Genomic DNA, 22,955 nt, shown 5'->3' with positions numbered 1-22,955 from the left:
CTTGAACACAGTCCGCGTCAGAGTCGCGCTGATCATGATCAAGGATGATTCCATCCTGATGATCAAGCACAGGAAGGATGATTCCGAATACTGGCTTGTACCAGGTGGAGGAATCGAATACGGCGAAACAGTGGAGCAGGCGCTGCGCCGGGAGATCATGGAAGAATGCGGAGTGGAAATCGAAGTGGATCGTTTTGCATTCTCCTGCGAGACAATCGGTGGGCATCACCGCCACATCCTGCATCTTTTCTTCACAGGTAAAATTCTCTCAGGCAAATTAAAACTTGGAACAGAAGGTAATCTGGTAGGTCTCGGATTCATGAAAATCGCCGAACTCCCGACCATTACAGTTTATCCCAAAGTTACCGATACATTAATGAAACTGGCGCGGGGCGGAAGCTTCGAGCCACGGCACATTTTCGGTAATATCTGGGAGGATTGATGCATAAGCGGGAGTTTGACCAGATCATCAAAGAAGAGAAGGAGAAGATCTCCCGTAATCCTTCGGATTTTCAAGCATATTATAACATCGGCCGGGCCTATCAGCTGAAAGGCAGCAACGAAGAAGCCATTAAGTATTTCATCCTGTCGCTGAAATGGAATCCGACGGACGCCTTCTGCCATAATTTTCTGGGCCTCTGCTACAAATTCAAGGGCGACAATGAGAAAGCCCTGGAATGCCTGAAGCGGGCCATCGAATACAATCCGCGCTATCTTTATGCATTCAACAACATCGGTTCCCTGCACCGCGAGATGGGCAATTACGACGAAGGCATCCTGTATTTCAACCAGGCTCTCAAGATCAACCCTCTCTATGCACCTGCCTATATCAATCTGGGTCTGATCTATGAGCGGAAAAGCATCTTCGATCTGTCTAAAATCAATTATGAAAAGGCTATCAAGATCAATTCATACAATGCCTTTGCCCACTATTCCCTGGGAAGGCTGCTTCTGAAGCACGGGAAGCTGGACGCTGCGATCAGGCAGCTCAAAAAAGCCGTCTCCATCAATCGTGATGATCCTTATTCACACAATATGCTCGCAGAGGCCTATCAGAAAAAAGGCCTGATCAGGGAAGCAGAAAAGAAAAGCCACCTGGCTGTGATGCTGGACCGCAACTATTTTTACGGTCACTTGTCTCTCGGCAAGATTTTCTTGCGTCTCAAGCGCCTGGACGAAGCTTTAGCCGAACTTTCCAAGGCCGCCAACATCATCACGGAAAATGTGGACGCCCGCTTCTATCTCGGACAGGCGTATCTGCACAAGGACCTGCTCGACAAGGCTGAGATAGAACTGCATTTTGTACTCAAAAAACAGCCGGCGTATAAGAATCTGCACCTCTGCCTGGGCGAACTCTGGAGAAAGAAAAATCTGCTGGATTTGTCGGTCAAGGAATTCCTGCTGGAAATCGAGCTCGACCCCACCAATATTGATGCCCACTATTACCTCGGACTGACTTATAAAGCCAAAGGGATGGTGAACGAGGCGATCTATGAATTCAAGCGCGTCACAGCCCTGGATGCCAATTACTACAAGGCTTATAACTCACTTGGGGACATCTTCGACGGCAGGGGGGAATACGAAAAAGCGATCGAATTATGGAAAAAAGCTGATGAAATCAGGGTAAAACTGATCAATAAGGGAGTGGAGCTGGACGAGAACGAGCAGCAGCTCAAGCAGAAAAAGGAAGAGCTGAAGCGGGAGATCGATGAACTCAAGAAGAAGCTGGCCGTTTCTCCGGAATCGCCTGAACTGCATTATGAACTGGCCACTGCGCTCCGCAACTGCGGCCTGACCCAGGAAGCGATCGCGGAATACGAAAAAGTCCTGGATCTGAATCCTGAAGACCGTTACGCCCAGTATTACCTGGATACTCTCTTCCAGCTGGTCGGCCATTATGATAAAAAAGTAGTCAAATGGAAGAAAGCAGTGCTATTGAATCCACAGGATTCCAATGCTCATTATCACCTTGGGGGCGCCTACAAGGAAGACGGCTTTATCCAGAAAGCGATCGAGGAATGGGAGAAAGCCCTGGCCATCAACAGCCAGTTCATAGAATCCATTGTGGCTCTCGGTGAAGCTTACAGGGACCAGGGAAATTCCAATGCAGCAGTCATGATGTGGAACCGTGCGATCCAGCTGAAGCCAAATCATCTCACTGCTTTTCTGGAACTCGGCAAGCACTATAAAAATTCCGGGAATTACGAGGAAGCCATCCATGTACTCAACTGTGCCCTGAACATCAATCCGGCCCGCCGGGATCTCCTGCTGGAACTTGGCGTGACTTTCCGCCTTAATGCCCAGCTGGAACAATCGCAAAGCATGCTGGAGATGCTGATCGACCTGGACGAGTCAAATCCGGAAGCGCATTACGAGCTTGGGGAAGTCTATTACCGCAAGGAGGAGACCGAGCGTGCGATCATCGAACTGGAACGGACGCTTGAACTCAATCAGTCCCTGGTGAATGCCCTGTACCGCCTCGGCTATATTTACAAATCCCGGGGGGATTTCAACAAAGCCCGTGAGCTGCTGGAAAAAGGCTTTAAGATAAATCCCGAAGATGAATTCGTGGCATATTCTCTGGCCACCTGCTACCGGAAACTGGGTGCCCTGGACCAGGCCATCAATCTGTTCAAACAGGTGGCACTGCTCAACCCGCAGGATGTCTATGTTCACACCAATCTGGGATTGTGCTATTTCGATAACCGGGACCTGGACAACGCCCTGGAGAAATTTCAGGAAGCAGTAACCGTCAATCCCGAAGATGAAGTGTCATTGTACAATCTCGGCCTGATCTATTTCGAAAAGAAAATGTATGAAAACGCCATCAATATCTGGCAGAAGCTTCTGAAAATCAACGACACCGATCCATATGTCCATTTTAATCTGGGCAGCGCCTATGAAGAAGTCGGACTGATTCTGAAGGCTAAAACCGAGTGGAGCAGAGCCCTGGAACTCTCTCAGGAAGGTTCAGCCATCACCAACTTTGCCCGTGAATCGCTGGAGCGGGTGAAATCGATTGGCAACGTTTAACCATTATCCATATCGCTCCCATTGAAGTTAGTAAGTTTGTAAGATTGTAAGTTTTTAAGTTACTATAAAGGAATGATATTATTCCCAACTTATAAACCTATAAACTTTTCCTCTTATCAACCTCAAGCATTTCACAGAGTTTCTAATGTCTGATCCGATCAAGAAAAAAGCCCTCGCCCTGTTTTCCGGCGGTCTCGACAGCACCCTGGCGGTTCTGGTGGCAAGAGATGCCGGCGCGGAAGTGATAGGGATCAAATTCACGACCCCTTTTTTCGGGTCCCGGAGCGCTGAGACCGGGGCTGCCGCAATCAATCTGCCTCTATTTGTCAAAGACATCTATGAACCGCACCTGAAAATTCTGCGCAATCCTAAATTTGGCTATGGCAGGAATCTGAATCCCTGCCTGGACTGTCACATTCTGATGGTGAAAACGGCCAAAGCAATGCTTGCGGAAACTGGAGCAGACTTTCTGATTTCAGGAGAAGTGCTGGGTGAACGTCCTAAATCTCAGACCAGAGAAGCACTGCATGTTCTGGAAAAGTATTCCGATACCCAGGGGCTGCTGCTGCGACCGCTGTCAGCAAAGCTCCTGGAACCGACGATTCCTGAACTCAACGGCTGGATGGACCGGGAGAAACTCTATGAAATCAATGGCCGTTCCCGGAAAGCCCAGCTCGAACTGGCCTCCAGGTATGGCCTGACTGAGTTTGAAACTCCAGCTGGAGGATGTCTTCTTACTGAGCCTAATTTCTGCCTGCGTTTGAAAAAAATCCTCCACGATCCGCTCCTGAGCAGAAAAAAGCTGGAACTGCTGAAATGCGGACGCCATTTCATGGTAGAGGGGTACCTCGTGGTGATCGGGAGAAATCAGTCAGATAATGAATTTCTGGCAGGACTCGTTGAGCCCGACGATGCCGTGATCAGAGTCTTCGACAGACCATCCCCTCTCACGGTAGTGATCGGCGGAATCAGAGCCAGGGAAAGTGCTCTTCAGAAAGCTGCAGCCCTTACTCTGCGCTATTCCAAATACCGGGACGAAAAAAACGTGGCTTTGAAAATTATTGAACAGGTGATTATAATTGAGTCTGCCATCAACGACGGGCAGTTTGAAAGGTTATAATGAAACGGATTTATCTTGATTATAATGCCACCACTCCAATTGACCCAAGAGTCTGGAAGGCAATGCAGGCTTCGGTTGAACTTTATCCGGCCAACCCTTCCAGTATCCATACTCCCGGCCAGGAAGCCAGGATCTTTACTGAATCCTGCAGGGAAACCATCGCCGGCGCGCTCAACTCCAACCCTGCTGAAATCGTATTCACAGGAAGCGGTTCAGAGTCGGACAACCTGGCGCTGCTTGGTGTGATGCGGGGATGCACCGCAAGTGGCCGCAGGCACCTGATTGTGAGCGGCATCGAACACCCGGCTGTGGAGAAAACTGCCAAAGCCTTGGAACAGGAAGGATTTCATGTAGACAGGCTGGCTGTCGACAAGCATGGATTTATAGATTTTCCCCAGCTGGAAAGCCTGATCACTCCGGCTACTGTCCTGGTGTCAGTGATTCACGCCAACAATGAAATCGGGACCATTCAGGATCTGACCCGGATTGCGGAACTCTGCAGGAAAAATGGTGCCCTGCTTCACACAGATGCAGTTCAGTCCTTCGGTAAAGTCCCGATCAATGTGCGACAAACCGGGATCGATCTGCTGTCTGCTTCCGCTCATAAGATATACGGCCCCAAAGGCTGCGGTTTCCTGTTTGTCAGGAAGGGCGTCCAGCTCTCCCCGGTTCTATTCGGAGGCAAGCATGAACTTGGCCTGCGTCCGGGAACCGAATCCATCCATAACCTGGCCGGTTTAGCTGAAGCGAGCCGCATCATGGAGCTGGAACGCGAATCCGATAATCAGCGGATTTCCAGCCTGAAAAGCCGGCTTGTTTCAGGAATTGCTGAGATCCCGGAAATAATCATCAACAGTCCCGAAAAAAACTGCCTGTCCGGCACATTGAATGTTTCCATCCGGCATGTGGAGGGAGAATCATTGCTCGCAGAACTGGATCTGCTCGGGATAGCAGTTTCCACAGGTTCGGCCTGCGCATCCGGCAGCAGCAAGCCTTCCCCGATACTGACTGCAATCGGTCTGGCTCCAGATTACGCCCAGGGATCGCTGAGAATCAGTCTGGGCAGATGGACTGAAGCGGAGGAAATTGACTGCTTTCTTTCCGTATTGCCTGGAATTGTCGGGCGCCTCCGCAGAATGTCGGCTTTATCTGGCCGAGAGGACATGAACAGATGAATATTCAATGCTGAAGCGCTCTGTAAAACTGTTCCTGCTGCTGCTGATTCCAATTTTTGCCGGCAGTTTCGGATATTATCTCATGTTCGGAAAACTGTTCGGCGGTCAGGAATCCTTTCTGAATTGCCTCTATATGACTGTCATCACCGTTTCCTCAACAGGATTCGGTGAAATGGTCGACATGTCTTCCAATCTGACATGGGGCAGGGTTTATACCATGCTCGTCCTGGTCTGCGGAATGGGCACCATGGTTTATGCGGTTACCGAATTCACTGCTGCCCTAGTCGAAGGAACATATCACAACGCCTGGCGGAGGAAAAAAATGGAAAAAAAGATTCTGAATTTAAATGATCACATCATCGTCTGCGGTTACGGAGAAACCGGAGTGTCCGTAGTACAGGAGCTGTATAAAACCAAAAGGGCTTTCGTGATCGTGGAACATACCGAAGAGATCATCGAAGAAATCGAGTCTTTCAATCAGGAAAATCCGATCCCTCTTCTTTATATCAAGGGCGACGCTGCAGATGAACACATCCTCTTGAAAGCAGGGATAGAGAAAGCCAGCGGGTTGATTGCTGCGCTGCGCGAAGACAAGGATAACCTGTTTGTCACAATTACAGCGCGCGGCCTGAACAGTAATATCCGGATCGTAGTTAGAGTCGCCCATCTGGGTCACAGAAAAAAATTCATCAACGCAGGGGCTAATTCAGTAGTTTCCCCTAATTTCATCGGCGGCATGCGGCTGGTTTCCGAAATGATCAGGCCCCATGCTGTCACTTTCATGGATTCGATGCTCGGCAGGAATGGAGCGGTGATGCGGGTGGAAGATCACATTCTCCGGGAAGGCACTCCTCTCGAGGGAAAAACACTGCGGGAAGCGGACCTGCAGAAGCGGACCGGATGCCTGGTGATGGCCATGAAGGAGCCAGATTCCAAGGATTTTCTCTATATCCCGGATCGGGACGTCAAGCTGAAGCCCGGAGACGTCCTGGTTGTCCTGGGTGAAGTTGAGTCGATCAGAAAGCTTAAAGAACTTTAGAACCTGTTTCACAAGTCTGCATCGAGTTCAAAGGACAGACAAGCAATGAAAATCCTGCTGCTAATCTTATTAATAAGTCCATGTTTTTCACGCCTGACTGCCGAAGAAGCCCTTTTCTATAAATCCGATGTTTTAGACATCCAGGTGGCCAAAAACGTGACGCTGAAAGGGGATATTTTCATCCCTACGGAGAAGCCGAAGGGGTTATTCCTGATTTTGAACGGTCTGGGAAATTACAGGGCTGATTGTTATTCCATCTGCCAGTTTTTAGCCTACGCGAATTTCGCTTCTTACATTTTCTCATATCGAGGGCATGACCGGTCAGGGGGTGAATATGACCTGGATAAATATCTCGCTGATCTTTCAGCCGTAAAAACTGGACTTTTCATAGCTCTGCATGAACGAGGTCTATCAGACCTGCCTTTTTTTATTCTGGGTGGCAGCATGGGAGGAATGCTGGGGATCAGGTTTGCCGAACAAAACCGGATCTCAGGAATAATCACCATTGCCGCACCCATATCCTTTTCCCAGATTGCCGAATCTTCGATTTTTTACAGGAACCTTAAGTCATTCATCAATCTGCCGGTACCGATGCCTCTGAAAGACGCCCTGATCAAAATCGGAGTTGACACCTGTAAGCATTATCTGGCTCCGGATCTTCCCACAGACCTGTCAAAACAGGAGAACCTGTTAAAGCCCCAGCTCATCTCTCGGGAAAAAAGAGTGGATTTTTTCTTTGATCTGAATCATGAGCCGCTTGGAACAGGCTTTGGAGCACTGCGGATCACCAGCGGTTCTGATTTTGTCAACAAATCCCTGAAAGATTTCAGCATCGAACCAGGCAGGCTCACATGCCCCGCTCTTTTCATCTGCGGTCGCAATGACAACATCCTCAGCCTCGGTGATCCCGAACAACTAAAGCTCTATCAGGAAACGCTTACCAGAATTTCCATCCCGGGAAAATCGGAATTCATGGTTTTTCAAGATGCCGGCCACAGCGGAGAAGATTATTTCCGACCAGTGGTGATAAAAAAAATCATTGAATTCGCGGAGAATTACTCTAAAATTATTAAATGCTCCCCATAAATTCCTTCTTTTTTGATTTCCAGAAAAGGATCGAAGAACTCAGCGGATATGAAAAGGAACGGTTTGTTAACATTTTCTGGCAGAAAGTCAGTTCAATGCGCTGTCCGCTGATTTTCAGGGATGAGGTGATTTTTCTGACCAGAAACAGGTATGAGAACGTGGAACTGCTGGGCGACATCAACAACTGGAAACCAGGATCACACCCGATGCGGAAAATGACTTCCACAGACATCACTTTCCTCCCGGTTGAACTTCCTCACGATGCTGCTGTTGAATATAAAATGATCATCGGTGGAAACTACACGCTGGATCTGCTGAATCCTACCAAATCCAGAGGCCAGCTTGGGGAGAACTCACTCCTGAAGATGCCTTACTATCATGAGAACGAGGAGTTGAATTATCAGGAGAATCCAGGGGGACAGCTGCTGGATTTCGTACTGAAAAGCAAACATCTGGGCTATTTCTCCACCGTCTACGTCTATCTTCCCAATGATTTCAACCCTGAAACCCGCTATGACTACCTGATTTTCCTGGATGGGCACAATTACCTCCAGTATGGCAGTATCGTCACTGTGCTGGACAATCTTTTTCACCGCAAGAAGTTCCACCCCTGCCTGGCTTTTTTTGTCGAATCAAGGGATTACACTCATGAATTCAGCTGCAATCCTGACTACCCGCTTTTTTTCTTCGAGGAACTCCTGCCTATGCTCCATGAAAAATTCCTGCTCACCTCAGACAGGAATAATCTGGTGATCGGAGAAGCAATGGCCGGCATCGCGGTACTGCAGATCTTCCTGTCTTCCTCCAGTTTCGACGCCATCGTGCAGTCGGTTCCGCTGGGTCACCTCAAAGACTATTTTTTCCATCTGTTTGCGGAAAAAGGACGCTCACTTCAACGCCTGATCCTGCAGAGCGGGACATTTGAGACCTCGATCAACGGGGTGGATATTTTCAGGGAAACCAGGGAACTTTCCAATCTGATCAAGGAAGCAGGCAATTTCAAGTTTATTCCACAATTCTTCCCTGAAGGCCATAGCTGGCACAACTGGAGCAATCATCTGATCGATGCCATGATGAAAATGAAATATGATGTGTTTTAAGCTTCTATAAAATCAAGCTCAGTTCTTATTGGTTGATAAGTTTTTAAGATTGTCAGTTTATAAGTTGGGGATTTACATCTTCCTAACTTATAAACTTAATAACTTACCAACTTACAAACTTCATGCCGGGTATTGTCGTCTGATTGTAGCGATTATCTTTCTGCCTTGGGTGTGTATTCCGGCTCCATCTTGCTCCGCCAGATGAGAGTCCAGGGATAGAGGCTGATTTTCTTGGTGAATTCCCTGGCATTTTCTGAGGCGACCCGGATGTTGCTCATTGTTTCGGTGATACTGCCTTTATTCTTGCGCATGACTTCCTCAAGATGCCCGGCAGTGGCGCGCAGATCAGTGATCAGGTCTTTGACATCCTGTTTTTTTTCAGTGGTAATATTCTCCATGTTATCCAGAGTGCCGTAAAGTTTCTTGAAAATCCCGCTGATCTCCTGCTCATTCTCCCCTGTAATCCTGTCCAGCCGGCTGACCAGCTTGTCGATGGAGTCCAGAGTCCCATGAGTCTTGTCTTTGAGTGTTTTGGTGAAATCCCTGAAATCCGTAAGGATCTCCTGCACTTTTTTCTGATGATCCTCATTGGTGATGTTGTTGAGGCTGCCGACCAGCTTGTCTATCTTGACCGAAAGCTCATCGCCTTTGGCGATGATGTTCTTCAGATGGGTTCTGGAGTCACTGTCCATCACGGTCTCGATCTTCTCTGAAACGGACTTGGTGACGCTCTTGACTTCATCAGCTATCTCCGTCAGATTGCGGAAAAATTCGTCCAGCCTGGTTGAAGACAGTGAAGGCACCAGGCTGCCTGGTTTGAGCGTTTCGCTCTTATTTGTGCCCGGGATTATTTCCAGGTAATAGTCACCCATCATGCCGATGGAATTGATCGTCACGATCGAGTCCGCTTTAAGCGGGATCTCGTGGTTGACTTTGAAAAAGATCCTGATCATGGACGGATTTTCAGGTGAAATGGATAGATTTTCCACTTCACCGGCCTTCATGCCGCCAAAACGCACCACTGCTCCCTGTTCGATCCCATTGACATAATTGAAATCCGAGAAATAATCTTTCTTGGGACCCATCCCGCCGCGATGAGAGATTACCAGCAGCATGAATAACAGGGAGACTGCTGCGGCAATTACATATAAGCCGGCCCTGACTTCGTCGGAGCGGAAGCTTTTACTGCTCATCGGAGCTCTCCTCATCGGATTAATAAAATAATTTTTCAGGCAATTTATTTTATCAGGAACAGATTCAAAAATACAAGGCTAGAGGTTCAATAGGGATATACGTAAATCTCAAATTCCACACACAATTTGAACCAGGTGCCGCCATCTGTTAGAATAACGGCTGGAGATAGAATGTTTAGCAACGACTATATCGCCACAGTATTCATCACTGTGATCACTGTCATCGACCCCATCGGACTTGCGCCGATTTACCTCGGTCTGGCCGGAAGCATTCCGAAAAAAAAGCAGAATCGGATCATTGTAAAATCCGTCATCGTGGCCTTGCTGATCACTTCATTCTTCCTGTTCCTGGGCAAGGCGGTTTTCCATTATCTGGATATCAGCTTCGAAGCCATGTATATAGTTGGCGGCGCCTTGCTGTTTCTGATCGGGATGGACATGATTTACGCCAGGCCCCGCCGCACCAAGAGTTCTCCTGAAGAAGAGGAAGAAGCAAAAAGCTATGACGACATTTCAATCTTCCCTCTGGCAATTCCCATGCTCTCCGGTCCTGGGACTATTTCAGTAGTCGTGATGTTTTCATCCCGCATGGATTCCCTGGCTAACCAGCTGCTGATTTTTTCGGCAGCGTTTGTGGCCTTCCTCTTCTGCGGACTTTCAATGTATTTTTCGCAGACGCTCTTGAAACTGCTGGGAAACACAGGACTGAACGTGCTGAACCGGCTGCTGGGCATCCTGCTCTCTGCCCTGGCGATTCAGTTTTTCATCAATGCTTTCACTTCCCTGATCAGAAAAGGCATATGAAGACACATTCGGCAAAACTCGATTTTCATCAGGCTGTTCGTCATAAGCAGCTTTACTGCGAGGGTTTTGTCGGTGCTTCAAGGGCCTCTAACAAAATGGCCCCCCAAGATATACCGAGTAAAAACATTTTGTAAGAGGCTCTATGAATATAGCGATCGACCTGGGCAGCCGTTTTGTAAAAACCGTTGAAGCACGCGCTAAAAGCCTGCATTATTCCATCCAGGACTCCCTGGAATTCTATCACGGCCTTTCGGAACATTTAAAAAAATTCTCCCATCACAGAATCTTTACCACAGGTTATGGCCGTTATAACCTGAAATTACCTGATATTACCGTGATCCCGGAGATCCAGGCCCATGTGAGGGGAGCAGCGCGTGAACTTGGAATCACTGATTTTACACTGCTGGATATCGGCGGCCAGGACACCAAGGTCTCTCTTGTCAGAAAAGGGAAGATCATGAATTTCCTTACCAACGATAAATGCGCAGCCTCGTCAGGCAGGTTCCTGGAAAATATGTCTGTGATTCTGAAAATCGAAATCAGTGACCTGCTTGCACACTATGAAAATCCTGAAAAAGTCTCAGCCACCTGCGCGATTTTTTCAGAATCTGAGATCATCTCCCTGATCGTGGCTGGAGCTCCTGTGGAACGGATCGCAGCAGGAATCAATCAATCACTGTATCAGAGGATCAAGCCCTGGCTGCTGGAATGCAGATCAGACATTTTAGTGCTGAGCGGAGGCATCGCCGAAAGCCTGGCTTTGCGGTGTTTCATTTCCAGGGATTTTCCGGGCTCAAAAATCATTTCTCCTGAACGGCCTCAGTTTTTAGGAGCCCTGGGCTGCCTTCCCATCTGATAAATTTTTCTTCAGCTTAGCAGACGCGCCCTGCCCGCACTTTATGATGTAATCTTTGACTTCAGGAGAGATACCAGGCTGACTGAGTAAATCCTGCAGTTGATTGGCTTCGTAATGCTTCAGGATGTATTCCTCGGGAAGCGTTCCGTAACCGTTGTTCCCCCAGCCAGGCCCCCAGCTGTTCCTGAATAAAAATCTCCGGCTTTCCCTGTCATACCCGACCAGCAGGATCACATGTCCACCTCTGTCACTTAATTCATAGCCTGAGGGCATGTGAAAATCTCCGGTTTTTTCATCCACAGCCTTGCTGTACCACCAGATATTGAAAACAACCGGCTTTTTTTCAGAGAGAATGAACTCGCCTATTTTGTCCCGTTCGATGAAAACAGGCTCAGCCCGGTAAATCAAAACTTGCGCTTCAGCAGGCGGAGTCCCTGTAAAACATTCCATGCAGGGTTTCCCGCTTTCGGTAATCACGCAGCCCGGATTGTGGGTCTGCTGCCAGTTCTGGTTCCCATATGGCCATTCCTCTTCCTTCATGCTGCCGTATCGATAGGCAGTCACAGCCAGATAACCTGCTAAGGCGTCATCCCCAAGATATGCGTCCTTCAAGAAATCATTATCCAAGGCATGCTTCTTGGCAGCCCAGTAAGCATACGCCTCAGACAGATCGATTGTCTCACCTGCTTCTTTCCAGATCACATATTCCATCAGTGCTGTAGCAGCGAATACATTGCAGGTGTTCCGATCGCCTTGATTCTTGACTTCTGAAAGAAGAGGCCGCAGATCTACTGCGCTCTCTGTGCAAACTGCCGCGAAGCAGGATGCTGAAATAAAGACCAGCAATAAATTTCTAAACAAAAAAGGTGCTGCAATCATGATTTCCTCCAATGCCGTCGATATTTGGTCTGATCTGATTATTCAACGGATCAGGCCGCGATTCCAGTTACAAATTGTCCTGTTTTATTGATCTTTGCAATCAATAATGATCTTTAACTGGTCAATGCAACCCGCTCTACAGGCCATAATCTCAATTGGAAATGCTTCATTGACCAGGTAAAAGCTCAATAAGATCTTGAACTTGAACTGGGAGAATAATCCCTGAAATAAATTATGCAGAAATCGAGATTGCTGTTGAAAAAATAGCTTCCTTTTTCGGGAGCTGAACGGATGAAACGCTCGGTTTTATTGTCATTTACAAGTGACCTGAGCAGATAAATTTTTTTCCTGATCAGGTCTGAGTCGATCCTGAAATCGAATTTTCTGGCAAAAACATTTTCGAAAAGAAGCTGTGATTTGAGGATTTTTCCAGGTTCCCTGACCAGTTCGAACAGCAGGGCAGCCAGCCTCTTTTTTTTGAAAATTTTGATGTTTTTTTCTTTTACCAGCATTTCCCGGTTGATAAAATCAAGATAAAATTCATGTTTTCCCTTCACTCGTCCGGCCTTCTCCAGCTCGGACAGCGGCAATTCCCTCTTTCCCTGATTGGTGATCAAGACGAATTTTTTCCGGCTCTTCCCCAGGGCTTCCTCGAACAGTTCCAGGTCGTATCTGGTCCGTTTCTGCTGCCCGGGGGCAAGCACCAGGATGGATTCCTCGAATTCCTTTCCATAGGCTTTTTCCGGAATTTCGTTTCCGAGCATTCCGTGAGCCTTTGCCAGAAAATAGCTTGAAAACACCTTCATTTCCGCGCAATCGCTCCGGATGGAAAACTTCCTGGCTTTTTCAAAAAAAACGGCAGCTTTGCCAGGTTCGTCAAAAAAAAGCAGGAACTGCCCGTAACATTGATCAGTCCAGACTGATTCATCGGGAGATTCGATCTTTCCGAACAGTGTAAAAGCCTTCTGAAAGTTGAGTTCTGCTTCGGACCGGTCGCTGATCATGGTATAGGTCTCGCCCAATCCCCTGTAAAGTATGGCCTTCTCCCTGGTCCAGTCGAATTTTTCCGCGATCCTGGCCGCTTTTCTGAGCATGCTGATCGAGTCCGTATACTGCTTCTTCAGGCAATAGGTACAGGCCAGAAGGCTGTAATTTCTGACCATCCGGCGCAATGCCCTGTGTCTTCTGTTGATGCTGACCGCTTTTTTCAGGATCAGGATCGCCTCGTCCAGTTTCCAGAGATCGCGCAGGGCATAGGCCTTGGCATGAAGACTGTCCGCCAGATGTCCGAAAGCCCCGGCCTTCCTGAAAATGAGTCCGGATTTTTCCAGGTACTCCAGTGACTTCTGCATCTTTCCTCTGAACTGCAAAAACTGTGCGTAACTCTGATATACTCTTGCCTTGAGCAGAAAGTCCGCGGTCTGATCAAGTCTGCGGGCAGATTCGGCGAAACAGCGGCTTGCGAGTTTGGTTTCTCCCAGATGGTTGTAGCAAACGCCAAGCTGCATCCTGATACTGATTACATCCTCGATTGATTCGGATCTCTTCAAGGCCTTGCGATAATGGACCACTGCATCGCTGTAACGATTGAGTTGCAGCTGCATTTCTCCGCTCAGCAGTTCGCGGACATGGGTCGAACCAATTTCAGGCAGAATCTCTTTCATTTCTTCAGGTCTGGATAGAAGCAGAGTCTCAGCCTTTAGTCTCAACAATTCCTGGCGTCGATATTTCCCTCCCATTTTCAGGGTAATGGACAGGATACGGGAAAAATTTTCCGTATTTTCATTCAAGGTCAGCAGTTTCTTTCCCAGCAGCAGGACAGTGTCCACAGCTTTCTCGGTATCTGCTGAATTCTGATAGTGATAAAAAGCTTCGATCAATCCGGGCGGATTGATTCCGCTCACCCAAGAGAAAATTTCAGCAGCTTCACGATTAAACAGGATCTTCTCTTCAGCCGTAGTTCTATCTGCCGCATACTCCCTGAGCAGATCGTGGACCGAAACACCGGAAGGGCTGATTTCGATAAGGTATTGATTCAGCAGTTTTTGAAGAACAGGCTTTTTTTTACAAGGTAAAAGATCGACTGAAACAGGCACTCTGAAAACCGACAGACGTTTCAAGGTTTCCTGTTCGGGATCAGTCAGCTTCTCCCAGATCTGATCTATCAGCCGTTTCTCACGCTCTACCATGAAATCCGAGGAATCGTCAGTCAGGTTTTCAGGCAGATATCCGCCTGACGCTATCAGCCCGATCATCAGCTTCAGGGAAAAGGAATGCCCGCCCGTTTTCCTGTAAAGCTCCAGTTTGATCCTTTCCGGGATCTTTGCCATTTCATGAAACTCAAGATATGAATCCATCATGATGGCAGCATCCTGAAACTCCATTCTCCCGAGAACAATCTTCAGGATTCCTGCCTGCTCTCCAGAATGCCTTTTCCTGGTCAGAATAATGACTTTTCCCTGTCCGAGATGTTTTACACAGGCTTCAACGAACTTTTCGAAAAAGCTGTCAGGAATCAGATGGAAATCATCAATAAAAAGCAGCAGGTGATTCTGCTCCAGGATTTTCATGAGATTTTCAAGCGAACTGGGCTGACTTTCAGGCAGAGACATTTTTGTTCCGCAGATTCCCTGGACACACCGGCTGATCTCGGAGACTATATTTTCAGCATCAAAGCCCTGCCTGCAATTAACCCATAAAATTCTGTCTCTGTAGGTTTCCTTTCGATTCAAATGAGCAGCAAATTTGAGGCCGAACGAAGTCTTGCCGGATCCTGCGATACCGGATATGACAATCACACTGTGCTTCAGAAGCCCGGAAACAGCTGTGCTGAATTCCTGGTCCCTGCCGAAAAAATTGGCTGGAGCGGAAAAGGTGGGCATATGGAAATTATAGGAAAAACGATCCGCAAAATCCAGGAATGCTTCAGCTCACTGGACGTATAGTTTGTGCAGAACCACATCCCAGTTCGTATCCCTGCAGAAATCCATTTCCTGGAAAACAGGCTCAAGGTTCTTCAGATAGTATTGCACCATCTTATTTTTTTGCGGCATTATGAATGTGGCTGCCGTATACATTCCTTCCAGTTCGGGGGAAGGATAACATTGAACCGTGGCTTGAGTGAGAGCTTCCCGGCACTGGCTGCACAGAGACACGATCTTTTCTTTTTGATCTGAGATCGAAATTAAAGTCCCGCATTCGAGAGCAAATTTATCTAAGAATGATCCAAGATCCACAAATTCGTAATCATCGGAGTCAGCATACAGTTTACTTAAAGTTCCACCCATTTTGACGGCCTTTTTCCTTGATCCTAAAAGAGCAGAACTGTAGTTTTCCCTGTCGCTGGAATCAAGGCCGCTAGTTAAAATTGAATTCAATTCCAGGAATTTCGGTGCAGCTTCTCTCAGTTTGCCGAGATCCAAGCAGGCCATTTTGAAAGATCCGCCGCACATCGTATGGTACAGCATACTATAAGAGTAGCTTTTCAGATTCGGTTCGAGAAAAGTCTCATAGATGGAGACCGCCAGATCCCTGGGAGAAACGCCTGATTTTTCCAGGGCTTCCTGAAAAGCAGGGCCGAGTTTGTAATCTGAATCTGCAAACTGCACAGTTTCGCTTCCCACAAAATAATCAAAAAAAGGACTGTATTGATAAGCGGTTTCGATCTGATCCATCATGCAAGCGCGGAAAGCCAGGATATCGATCTTTCTGCCGTTCAAAACTTCTCGGAAAGCGCCTGTAGCCTCGAAAATGTTCAGGCAATCGTTGCTGCCGTCGTCGTATGAGAAAGACTTGCTTGCCACCGGGTGTTCAGGTAGTGTGGGGCCGGCAAAGGACATCCAGCTGCTGCCGTGGGACTGGATGATGAGCATCCTGTGTTTTGCCGGGAATTTCATTCCCCAGCGCAGGAAATCTGCGAATACCTGCTGGTCCCCAGCATTATAATTCTCAAGTTTCTCCAGAGAGATCATCTGCTGATCCTTGAAATAATAACGTTCAGAAGGCTTCTTTTCATCAGTTCGGAAATCCACCTGAGCCACGATGTGAACTGTATCACCTGCAGCCCTGATCTTGCTGAACTGAGTCAGTTCGTCAAAAAAAGCAGATTCCAGCCAGTCTTCGACATCCAGGGAACTGTAAATCATGATTGACCATTCTTTTTCCTGGTCCAGCCCGTCGATTGCGCGAGATGTCTCAGCTCCATAAATAACGGGAACTGACATCAAAAAAATAATTAAGATCAGGAATCGCATTGTCTTCATAATCAATACTCCTCACAGGTAGAATTTTTCAGACCTAATATTGATTATAAATTCAGTCTGATCAGGTTCAAGTTACAAATTGTCCTGTTTTCAGGTGGCAGCCCGATTTTCATGGCTTGAATTCACTGCGCAGCGGATCTCTCCTCACTTTCGCACATGTAAATTTCAGCCAGAGTCTGGAAGACGGTCACGATCAGCGGTCCATAGAAAATACCCATCATCCCGAAAATTTCCAGTCCGCCGATGATTGAAATCAGGATCAGGAAAGGGTGGATCTTGAGCTTGCCGCCGATGAAAATCGGTTTGACAAAATGATCGATCGTTGTCACCAAAAGCAAAGTATAGGCCAGCAGCAGAATGGCGTTCAGATAGCTCTTGATATAGAAAAGATACGCCACTGCAGGAATGCAGACCAGGGACGGCCCCAGAAACGGTATCAGCGAAAAAAAGGTGGTCAGAACGAACAAGAAAACCGGCTTTGGCACGCCGAAGATGAAAAATCCCAGCGCAGCAAGCAGGCCCTGGGCAACTGCCGAAACGGTATTGCCTATAATCACTCCTTTGCCCATCACTGTGAACATTTCGTAAATTTTGAGTTCGTCGCGGGATTTAAGGGGTGAAAGCCGCATCAGAAAGATTCCGAGTTCTTTTCCGTCCTGAAGCAGATAATAAACAGCGAGCAGCAGCATGAAAACATCAATGCCCACCAGGATCAGGTTGCCGAAAATGCTTGCACCAAAGCCCAGGATCCCGTCAGCAATCTTTTTCAGCACCGGCATCAACTGTTCCGCCAGATTCTGCTTGTCTGTCTTGAATTTTAGAGTCATGTAATCGTAAGCTTTCTTGAGCGTCGGGCTTTTGTCCAGCAGTTCCTGCCAGCCGGCCATTGTAGGCATTTCTTCTGAGACCTGTGTGTAGACTTCACTCGCTTCGTTCACAAAAAGTGCTCCCACGAAAAAAAAGGGAATCAGTACCAGCAGTATGATCAGGATCACTATAATCAGAGCAGCCAGTGAGCTGCGTGTGGAATAGAGAAAATTTCTGAGCAGATTTTTGTCTTTTCGCCTGATGGTTTTCCGTTCAATAAGGATCAGGACCCTCTCATACAGTGGATGAAAGATACCTGCAAGCAGCAATGAAAAAAACAGGGGAGTAAAAAAAATAAACAGCAGCATTCCGAACAACCCTAAAGCTCCCAGCAAAAGGATTAACAGAAAAGCAGATGCGTGTTTCGTGCCTTGTTCTTCCATTTCCTTCTCCTATCTCCTTTTTCTGCTGACGCAGAGCAGCAGCCTGCCTGATTCAACCTCGATTTCCAGCCGCCCTGCTTTTATTTGATTGCTTACTGTATATGAACTGCCGGGGAAAAGTCTCTTCCTCTCCAGTGGATATTTCCCACCTGTGCATTTGCCGATCCTGACCTGGGTAAGGGGAACCAGTGAAAAAAGAGTGCCAGGATCAAGTTCCAGCCTGATACTACTGCGCAGCCCGCCCAGAAAATAACCGGTCTCAAGGGGAGTCAGCAGCTTGAATTCGGCTTTGCCAAGGTGCTCAGAGCAGAGCAGCAGGTTGGTCAAGCTCTGATCCAGACGTCCCCCCACTGCGCCTACCACATCGATCAAGTCAAAACCGCAGCCCAGAAGGTATTTTACCCCCAATTCCCCGTCTGACAGGTTTTTTTGCTCAGGATACGGGATGATCAGGCTGTGATCGAGCCAATCCAGCAGGTTCTGCGGCAGGGAGTCCAGGTCTCCGATCACGATCTGCGGTTTCACACTATTTCTCCGTGCTACACGGCACCCGCCGTCACAGGCCAGCACCATGTCATACTGGTGCTCCAGCGGAACCACTCCCTTCTCCCCGTTCAAAAAAAGCAGTGCCCGCTTCATTCGCGTTCTTTGATGTATTCGATGACTCTTTCAATTCTGTCCAGGTTTTTTTTCCTGCCGAGACAGGAGATTGTTTCGAACAGTCCCGGACTCGCCTCGGAAAAAGTCAGGGCGTATCGCAACGGCTGAGCAATTTCCTTGAGTGAACAGCCTATCTGTCCGAGAAATCTCCTCATTTCACGCTCTACAGTTTCTTCAGAATAGTCCGGGAGATTGGCGAATTGCAGAAAAATTTTTTCCCAGAGTTCCACCCCTTTGGAAGTGAAATGTTTCTCCGCCTTCTCAGGTTCAAATTCCAGCTCTGTGAAATAGAAAACAAGTGCTTCCGAAAGTTCGTTCACAGTGCGGTGCCGGTCCCTCGCATAACCGATCAGCCTCCGCAGATCTGCTTCCTGTTCCGTTATCTCCCGCTCTTGTGCAAGCCTTTTGTCCAGAAGATATGTCCGTACCAGAGAAAAAACCAGCTCAGGGTCGGCTTTTTTCAGATGCCGCCCAGAAAGCCAGAAAAGCTTTTCCGTGTCAAAAATCGCAGCGGATTTATTCACATTGTCAAGGCTGAACTTTCCGATCAGGTCAGGTACTGAAAAAATCTCCTCGTCGCCATGAGACCAGCCCAATCTGGCCAGATAATTCACCAGGGCCTCAGGCAGCACTCCCATTTCACGGAAAGCCTCTACAGACTGAGCTCCGTGCCGCTTGGACAGCTTTTTTCCATCAGGTCCATTGATCATCGGAAGATGGGCAAACTGGGGTGCGACATGATCAAGAGCAGCATAAATATTCAGCTGCTTCGGGGTGTTGGAAAGATGATCGTTGCCTCGGATCACATGGGTGATCTCCATGTCTGCATCGTCGACCACTACTGCAAAGTTATAAGTGGGACTATTGTTGCTCCTCAGAATGATGAAATCATCCAGCTCGCTGTTTTTCACTCTGATCTCGCCGTAGATCCTATCCGTAAAAAATGTTTCCCCGGCAGGATCTACCTTAAGGCGGATGGCAGAAAGACCATCGCCGGATTCCTTCCTCTCCCTGCAGCGGCCGTCGTATCTGTATGTTTCGCCTTTTTTTTCGCAGATTTCCCGGGCCCGGTCCAGCTCTTCTTTGCTGCAGAAACAGCGATAGGCCCGCCCTTCTGCCACCAGTCTCTCAGCAACTTCCCTGTATCGGTTAATTCTACTGGTCTGATAGACAATTTCCCCGTCCCAGGAAAGTCCCAGCCACTTCATGCTGTCTATGATCACATCCACCATCTCGGTGCTGGAGCGCTCAAGATCAGTATCTTCAACCCGCAGAAAAAACTTGCCACCCTGATTTTTAGCAAAAAGCCAGTTGTATAAAGCGGTCCTTGCCCCGCCGACATGTAGATATCCGGTTGGAGATGGTGCAAATCTGACTCTGATCATAAATCACGTCCTCCATTCCAGTATGGTTCGAGGTTCTGGTTATGGATGTATGGAAGCCCCACTTTGGTAATCACCTGCAGCACTTCCTCCTTGATCCTGACCTTGAAATCGATCCTGATCAGGGAAATCTTCTCCCGGTCGGCGGAATCGTCGACAAAGGAATCAAATAACCTGAAAACCTTCTTCTTGATCCTGTTGCCGGCTTTATCGGCTTCTATCACATCTTTTTCCACGTATCCTGTGAAAAATACATTCTCGTCGATTTCATCAACCGTTAGTTTTACTCCCTTGTCGATGTCAACGTATCGCAAAATCTGATACTTTCCTTCAGCCCTGACAATCTCATAGGCAATGTCCTGAACATCCTGATCTCCGTAAATGCGGACCGTAGACTCATCCTTTTTGAAAAATTTCTTGAATTTGATCCGGTTGCTCTTGAATTCCTCTATTTTGCTGGCATACTGCAAATCCTCGGACATTTCTTCAAGCAGTGTGCGGACATCGATCTGCAGCGCAGTTTCGTTGAATCCCTGATTGGACCATTTCATACCCACGCTGTAAACCTGATAGACAGTGGTCATCACGATCCCGGCAATGCCCATCGCCACCATGAGTTCGATGAATGTAAAAGCCTTTTTATTCAATGACATAGTCCATCAGAGTAAACACAGGCTTATCTCCCTTTTCCCTCGCGTAAATATGCACACTGGCCTTTTTCATCAGTCTCTTATTCTCTGAATACTCCTCATCAACCATCACAAGCCGCCTGTATCTACCGAATTCCTCCGGATAGGTCAGGTAATCCTGGCCATAGACCTCCAGATAATGTGCCTGAAATTTTTCATAGATCGATTCATACTTCAGCCTGTCCTCGTCTGTCCAGATATCGGAAAAGACTTCGTAGAATCTGGCAGGTATTTTATCCGCGTCTTTGAATTCAGTAATCATGCAATCCTTGTAAATATCCTTGAAATTGTCGAAATCGTTCTTGACATGGGACAATGGGATCACATTCAGTTCCTCTATTTTCTCCCTGGACAGATTGGCTACTATCAGAAATTCCTTTCCCTGAAGCACACCTTTTTTTCCGATCAGCATCATCCGGAAAAGAGGGGCCAGGATAATGCCGATCAGAACCAGTGTAGCCATCACTTCGATAAAGCTGAATCCTCTTTTTGAGAATCCGGAGGATGAGCGCAGTCTGTTTAAAAAAGCCTTCGCTTCATTCATCAGAACATCCTCGGAAAGGCATAGTACATTTCAGTAAGACGGTCTGGTGTTACAAACAACACGATCAGCACTGCCAGGCAGATATACGGTCCGAATGGGATGTAATCTTTGCGCCCTTTGATACCAAGGGTAATCAGCAGTAACCCGATTGATCCTCCCAGCACAAAGGAGACGAAAAGGATCATCAGAATTATCTCAGGTCCATAAAGTGCACCCAGCAGCGCAGCCAGCTTCACATCCCCTCCACCCATACCACCCCTTGAAACGAAAGCGATCAGATAGAGCAGTCCGCCGCCAATGGCAGCTCCGAATACGGCCTGGTACAGACCGATCTGATAGAAGTAAGGTGAAAGCTGCGGGGCCAGCACATTGATCACCACCTGGAACAGAAGCGCCACAACCAGTCCTCCGATCGTGATTTCATCGGGAATAATCTGATAGTCAAAATCGATGAAGGTCACTACGACCAGCATTCCTGATACAATGGAATTGATCACAAATTTGAGCGAAAATCCGAAAAAAAGATAGTTTAATGCCATCAGCACTGCAGTCAGAATTTCGACCAGCGGATAACGAGGGGAAATTTTGCTTTTGCAATAGCGGCAGCGTCCGCGGTAGAAAATCCATGTCAGCACTGGCACGAGGTCGATCGGCTTCAGAATGGATTTGCAGCGCGTGCAGTGAGAAGAGGGAAATACAATCGAGCGTTTCAGGGGAAGCCGGTAGATGCAGACATTCAAAAAGCTCCCGATGAACAGGGAAAAAACGACAATGTTCGTAATGGCGAACCATTCTGGTATCATGCATAAATTCTATTTGATTTCACCATGATTGTAAAGGGTTGACAACCTGCAAATTATTCAATACATTAAGCTTCACCGTAACATGGAGGATGTATGGAGAGATACCTTGAAAACATCGATTTCGGGCTGGGATGCAACACACTTGGAGGTGCGCTCTGGGCGACCCTCTCTTTTTACGGAATCCAATATCCCCGCTCAAGCGTTATGGGCCTGTCCTCCCTGGCATTCAGACTGAACATGACACCGGATTGTTCACCCTGCTGTCAGACGATTTTCGACCTGGAATCCTGGCTTGCCAATGTCTCGCCTCTGCTTGGACTGCATTTCGAACTCGATGTCCTGACAGCGGGTAATGAATTTGATAAAATGCGGCGGGAAACGGCAACTGCCATAGATAAAAACCTGCAGTCAGGCAACCCGGTGATCTTTTTCGATCCTCTGGTCTATGAATGGTGTCTGATCAATGGATACAGCGGCGATACCGACGAATACTACCTGACTGCCACTGACGGAGAATCAACTATTACCGGAGCCGAACTCTGGGACCGCGAAAATTCCCCGATGCTCTGGTTTATATTTCCAAGAAAAGGTGGAAAAATTCCTGAAGACAGTTTCATTCAGGCCTTGAATCTGTCTCTGACTCATTTCAGGAGTGAAACACCAGATCGATATTTCAGGGAAGCAGGATATGCTTTCGGAGAAAGTGCCTGGGATCTCTGGATTTCTTCACTAAAAAAAGGAAAAGTCAATGAGTATGGCCTGGGCACCAATCTGAGACTGGTTCGTTCCGCCAGGGAAGACGCCAGGAATTTTCTGCTCTTCCTCTCTGAAAATCTGCCGGAATTCAAGTCCGGGTTCATCGGGACAGCCATCACATGCCTGAGGAATACAGGAGAATCCATTTCAAGGATCGAGGACCTGTTCGTGACATCTGCCTGGACTGATGATTGCGTCAAGACAGACGACCCTCGACTTCCGAAAACCCTGGAATGGCTGGAACAGGCTTTAGAGCATGAAAAGCAGACTTTCGACCAGCTTGAAAAATATCTATCATCGCAGGTGAAAGAATAATCGGAGGCT

General features: G+C 47.7%; 20 protein-coding genes. 10 read left to right on the top strand and 10 right to left on the bottom strand.

All coding sequences use genetic code 11. The features are described from left to right. Position 1: 1 nt before the first annotated feature. The 7 genes from PHW04_00585 to PHW04_00555 all read left to right on the top strand — a co-directional run bounded on the left by PHW04_00585 (position 2) and on the right by PHW04_00555 (position 8,553). Positions 2–442 (top strand): NUDIX domain-containing protein, encoded by a 441-nt coding sequence (locus PHW04_00585; GenBank protein MDD2714368.1) that lies wholly within the window; start codon positions 2–4, stop codon positions 440–442. Further along, on the top strand, positions 442–3,033 hold the full coding sequence (locus tag PHW04_00580) for a tetratricopeptide repeat protein (GenBank protein MDD2714367.1): 2,592 nt from the start codon (positions 442–444) through the stop codon (positions 3,031–3,033). Before PHW04_00585 ends, PHW04_00580 begins: the two co-directional genes overlap by 1 nt. Before the next feature lie 145 nt (positions 3,034–3,178). Further along, the gene (locus PHW04_00575) at positions 3,179–4,153 is read left to right on the top strand and encodes a tRNA 4-thiouridine(8) synthase ThiI (GenBank protein MDD2714366.1); all 975 of its coding nucleotides are present in this window, start codon (positions 3,179–3,181) and stop codon (positions 4,151–4,153) included. Continuing rightward, positions 4,153–5,328: a cysteine desulfurase family protein gene (locus PHW04_00570; protein ID MDD2714365.1), complete on the top strand. Its 1,176-nt coding sequence runs from the start codon at positions 4,153–4,155 to the stop codon at positions 5,326–5,328. The genes PHW04_00575 and PHW04_00570 overlap by 1 nt, the downstream gene beginning before the upstream one ends. A 7-nt stretch (positions 5,329–5,335) precedes the next feature. Beyond that, on the top strand, positions 5,336–6,367 hold the full coding sequence (locus PHW04_00565) for a potassium channel protein (GenBank protein MDD2714364.1): 1,032 nt from the start codon (positions 5,336–5,338) through the stop codon (positions 6,365–6,367). Between the two features lie 45 nt (positions 6,368–6,412). Continuing rightward, positions 6,413–7,453, top strand: a complete 1,041-nt coding sequence (locus tag PHW04_00560) for an alpha/beta fold hydrolase (protein MDD2714363.1) — start codon at positions 6,413–6,415, stop codon at positions 7,451–7,453. After that, entirely contained in the window at positions 7,441–8,553 is a 1,113-nt protein-coding gene (locus PHW04_00555; protein ID MDD2714362.1) for an alpha/beta hydrolase-fold protein, read from the top strand. The genes PHW04_00560 and PHW04_00555 overlap by 13 nt, the downstream gene beginning before the upstream one ends. 152 nt (positions 8,554–8,705) lie before the next feature. On the opposite strand, the gene PHW04_00550 is transcribed toward PHW04_00555, so the two are convergent. Continuing rightward, complete coding sequence (locus PHW04_00550) at positions 8,706–9,746, bottom strand: MlaD family protein (protein MDD2714361.1); 1,041 nt, start codon at positions 9,744–9,746, stop codon at positions 8,706–8,708. 171 nt (positions 9,747–9,917) lie between these two features. On the opposite strand from PHW04_00550, the gene PHW04_00545 reads away from it, so the two are divergent. Next, positions 9,918–10,550, top strand: a complete 633-nt coding sequence (locus PHW04_00545; protein ID MDD2714360.1) for a MarC family protein — start codon at positions 9,918–9,920, stop codon at positions 10,548–10,550. A 142-nt stretch (positions 10,551–10,692) separates the two neighbouring features. Further along, positions 10,693–11,406: an acyl-CoA dehydratase activase gene (locus PHW04_00540; GenBank protein ID MDD2714359.1), complete on the top strand. Its 714-nt coding sequence runs from the start codon at positions 10,693–10,695 to the stop codon at positions 11,404–11,406. Here PHW04_00540 and PHW04_00535 read toward each other — a convergent pair. The 9 genes from PHW04_00535 to PHW04_00495 form a co-directional block, all read right to left on the bottom strand. Further along, positions 11,377–12,285 carry a C1 family peptidase gene (locus PHW04_00535; protein MDD2714358.1) on the bottom strand — a complete coding sequence of 303 codons (909 nt, stop codon included), beginning with the start codon at positions 12,283–12,285 and terminating at the stop codon, positions 11,377–11,379. The genes PHW04_00540 and PHW04_00535 overlap by 30 nt on opposite strands. Positions 12,286–12,470: 185 nt before the next feature. Continuing rightward, positions 12,471–15,167: an NB-ARC domain-containing protein gene (locus tag PHW04_00530; protein ID MDD2714357.1), complete on the bottom strand. Its 2,697-nt coding sequence runs from the start codon at positions 15,165–15,167 to the stop codon at positions 12,471–12,473. 48 nt (positions 15,168–15,215) lie between these two features. Next, complete coding sequence (locus PHW04_00525) at positions 15,216–16,547, bottom strand: clostripain-related cysteine peptidase (GenBank protein ID MDD2714356.1); 1,332 nt, start codon at positions 16,545–16,547, stop codon at positions 15,216–15,218. 122 nt (positions 16,548–16,669) lie between these two features. Continuing rightward, complete coding sequence (locus PHW04_00520; GenBank protein ID MDD2714355.1) at positions 16,670–17,797, bottom strand: AI-2E family transporter; 1,128 nt, start codon at positions 17,795–17,797, stop codon at positions 16,670–16,672. A 9-nt stretch (positions 17,798–17,806) separates the two neighbouring features. Continuing rightward, complete coding sequence (locus PHW04_00515; protein ID MDD2714354.1) at positions 17,807–18,436, bottom strand: thiamine diphosphokinase; 630 nt, start codon at positions 18,434–18,436, stop codon at positions 17,807–17,809. After that, on the bottom strand, positions 18,433–19,842 hold the full coding sequence (gltX, locus tag PHW04_00510; GenBank protein ID MDD2714353.1) for a glutamate--tRNA ligase: 1,410 nt from the start codon (positions 19,840–19,842) through the stop codon (positions 18,433–18,435). The genes PHW04_00515 and gltX overlap by 4 nt, the downstream gene beginning before the upstream one ends. Next, a complete protein-coding gene (locus PHW04_00505) occupies positions 19,839–20,492 on the bottom strand; it encodes a prepilin-type N-terminal cleavage/methylation domain-containing protein (protein MDD2714352.1) in 654 nt (217 codons plus the stop codon). Before PHW04_00505 ends, gltX begins: the two co-directional genes overlap by 4 nt. Then, on the bottom strand, positions 20,479–21,072 hold the full coding sequence (locus tag PHW04_00500; protein MDD2714351.1) for a prepilin-type N-terminal cleavage/methylation domain-containing protein: 594 nt from the start codon (positions 21,070–21,072) through the stop codon (positions 20,479–20,481). The genes PHW04_00505 and PHW04_00500 overlap by 14 nt, the downstream gene beginning before the upstream one ends. Continuing rightward, on the bottom strand, positions 21,072–21,875 hold the full coding sequence (locus tag PHW04_00495; protein MDD2714350.1) for a prepilin peptidase: 804 nt from the start codon (positions 21,873–21,875) through the stop codon (positions 21,072–21,074). Before PHW04_00495 ends, PHW04_00500 begins: the two co-directional genes overlap by 1 nt. A 93-nt stretch (positions 21,876–21,968) precedes the next feature. On the opposite strand from PHW04_00495, the gene PHW04_00490 reads away from it, so the two are divergent. Further along, entirely contained in the window at positions 21,969–22,946 is a 978-nt protein-coding gene (locus tag PHW04_00490; protein MDD2714349.1) for a hypothetical protein, read from the top strand. Positions 22,947–22,955 lie beyond the last annotated feature (9 nt).

It is taken from the genome of Candidatus Wallbacteria bacterium, assembly GCA_028687545.1.
Classification (GTDB): Bacteria; Muiribacteriota; JAQTZZ01; order JAQTZZ01; family JAQTZZ01; genus JAQTZZ01.
This window is presented reverse-complemented; position numbering and strand designations above follow the sequence as displayed.

Excerpts from the sequence above, each read along its gene's own strand:
- gltX (MDD2714353.1), bottom strand. The coding sequence starts at position 19,842 with ATGATCAGAGTCAGATTTGCACCATCTCCAACCGGATATCTACATGTC.
- PHW04_00515 (MDD2714354.1), bottom strand. The coding sequence starts at position 18,436 with ATGAAGCGGGCACTGCTTTTTTTGAACGGGGAGAAGGGAGTGGTTCCG.
- PHW04_00500 (MDD2714351.1), bottom strand. The coding sequence starts at position 21,072 with ATGAATGAAGCGAAGGCTTTTTTAAACAGACTGCGCTCATCCTCCGGA.
- PHW04_00525 (MDD2714356.1), bottom strand. The coding sequence starts at position 16,547 with ATGAAGACAATGCGATTCCTGATCTTAATTATTTTTTTGATGTCAGTT.
- PHW04_00555 (MDD2714362.1), top strand. The coding sequence starts at position 7,441 with ATGCTCCCCATAAATTCCTTCTTTTTTGATTTCCAGAAAAGGATCGAA.
- PHW04_00530 (MDD2714357.1), bottom strand. The coding sequence starts at position 15,167 with ATGCCCACCTTTTCCGCTCCAGCCAATTTTTTCGGCAGGGACCAGGAA.
- PHW04_00520 (MDD2714355.1), bottom strand. The coding sequence starts at position 17,797 with ATGGAAGAACAAGGCACGAAACACGCATCTGCTTTTCTGTTAATCCTT.
- PHW04_00570 (MDD2714365.1), top strand. The coding sequence starts at position 4,153 with ATGAAACGGATTTATCTTGATTATAATGCCACCACTCCAATTGACCCA.
- PHW04_00495 (MDD2714350.1), bottom strand. The coding sequence starts at position 21,875 with ATGATACCAGAATGGTTCGCCATTACGAACATTGTCGTTTTTTCCCTG.
- PHW04_00565 (MDD2714364.1), top strand. The coding sequence starts at position 5,336 with ATGCTGAAGCGCTCTGTAAAACTGTTCCTGCTGCTGCTGATTCCAATT.
- PHW04_00580 (MDD2714367.1), top strand. The coding sequence starts at position 442 with ATGCATAAGCGGGAGTTTGACCAGATCATCAAAGAAGAGAAGGAGAAG.
- PHW04_00505 (MDD2714352.1), bottom strand. The coding sequence starts at position 20,492 with ATGTCATTGAATAAAAAGGCTTTTACATTCATCGAACTCATGGTGGCG.
- PHW04_00560 (MDD2714363.1), top strand. The coding sequence starts at position 6,413 with ATGAAAATCCTGCTGCTAATCTTATTAATAAGTCCATGTTTTTCACGC.
- PHW04_00535 (MDD2714358.1), bottom strand. The coding sequence starts at position 12,285 with ATGATTGCAGCACCTTTTTTGTTTAGAAATTTATTGCTGGTCTTTATT.
- PHW04_00575 (MDD2714366.1), top strand. The coding sequence starts at position 3,179 with ATGTCTGATCCGATCAAGAAAAAAGCCCTCGCCCTGTTTTCCGGCGGT.
- PHW04_00490 (MDD2714349.1), top strand. The coding sequence starts at position 21,969 with ATGGAGAGATACCTTGAAAACATCGATTTCGGGCTGGGATGCAACACA.
- PHW04_00550 (MDD2714361.1), bottom strand. The coding sequence starts at position 9,746 with ATGAGCAGTAAAAGCTTCCGCTCCGACGAAGTCAGGGCCGGCTTATAT.
- PHW04_00545 (MDD2714360.1), top strand. The coding sequence starts at position 9,918 with ATGTTTAGCAACGACTATATCGCCACAGTATTCATCACTGTGATCACT.
- PHW04_00540 (MDD2714359.1), top strand. The coding sequence starts at position 10,693 with ATGAATATAGCGATCGACCTGGGCAGCCGTTTTGTAAAAACCGTTGAA.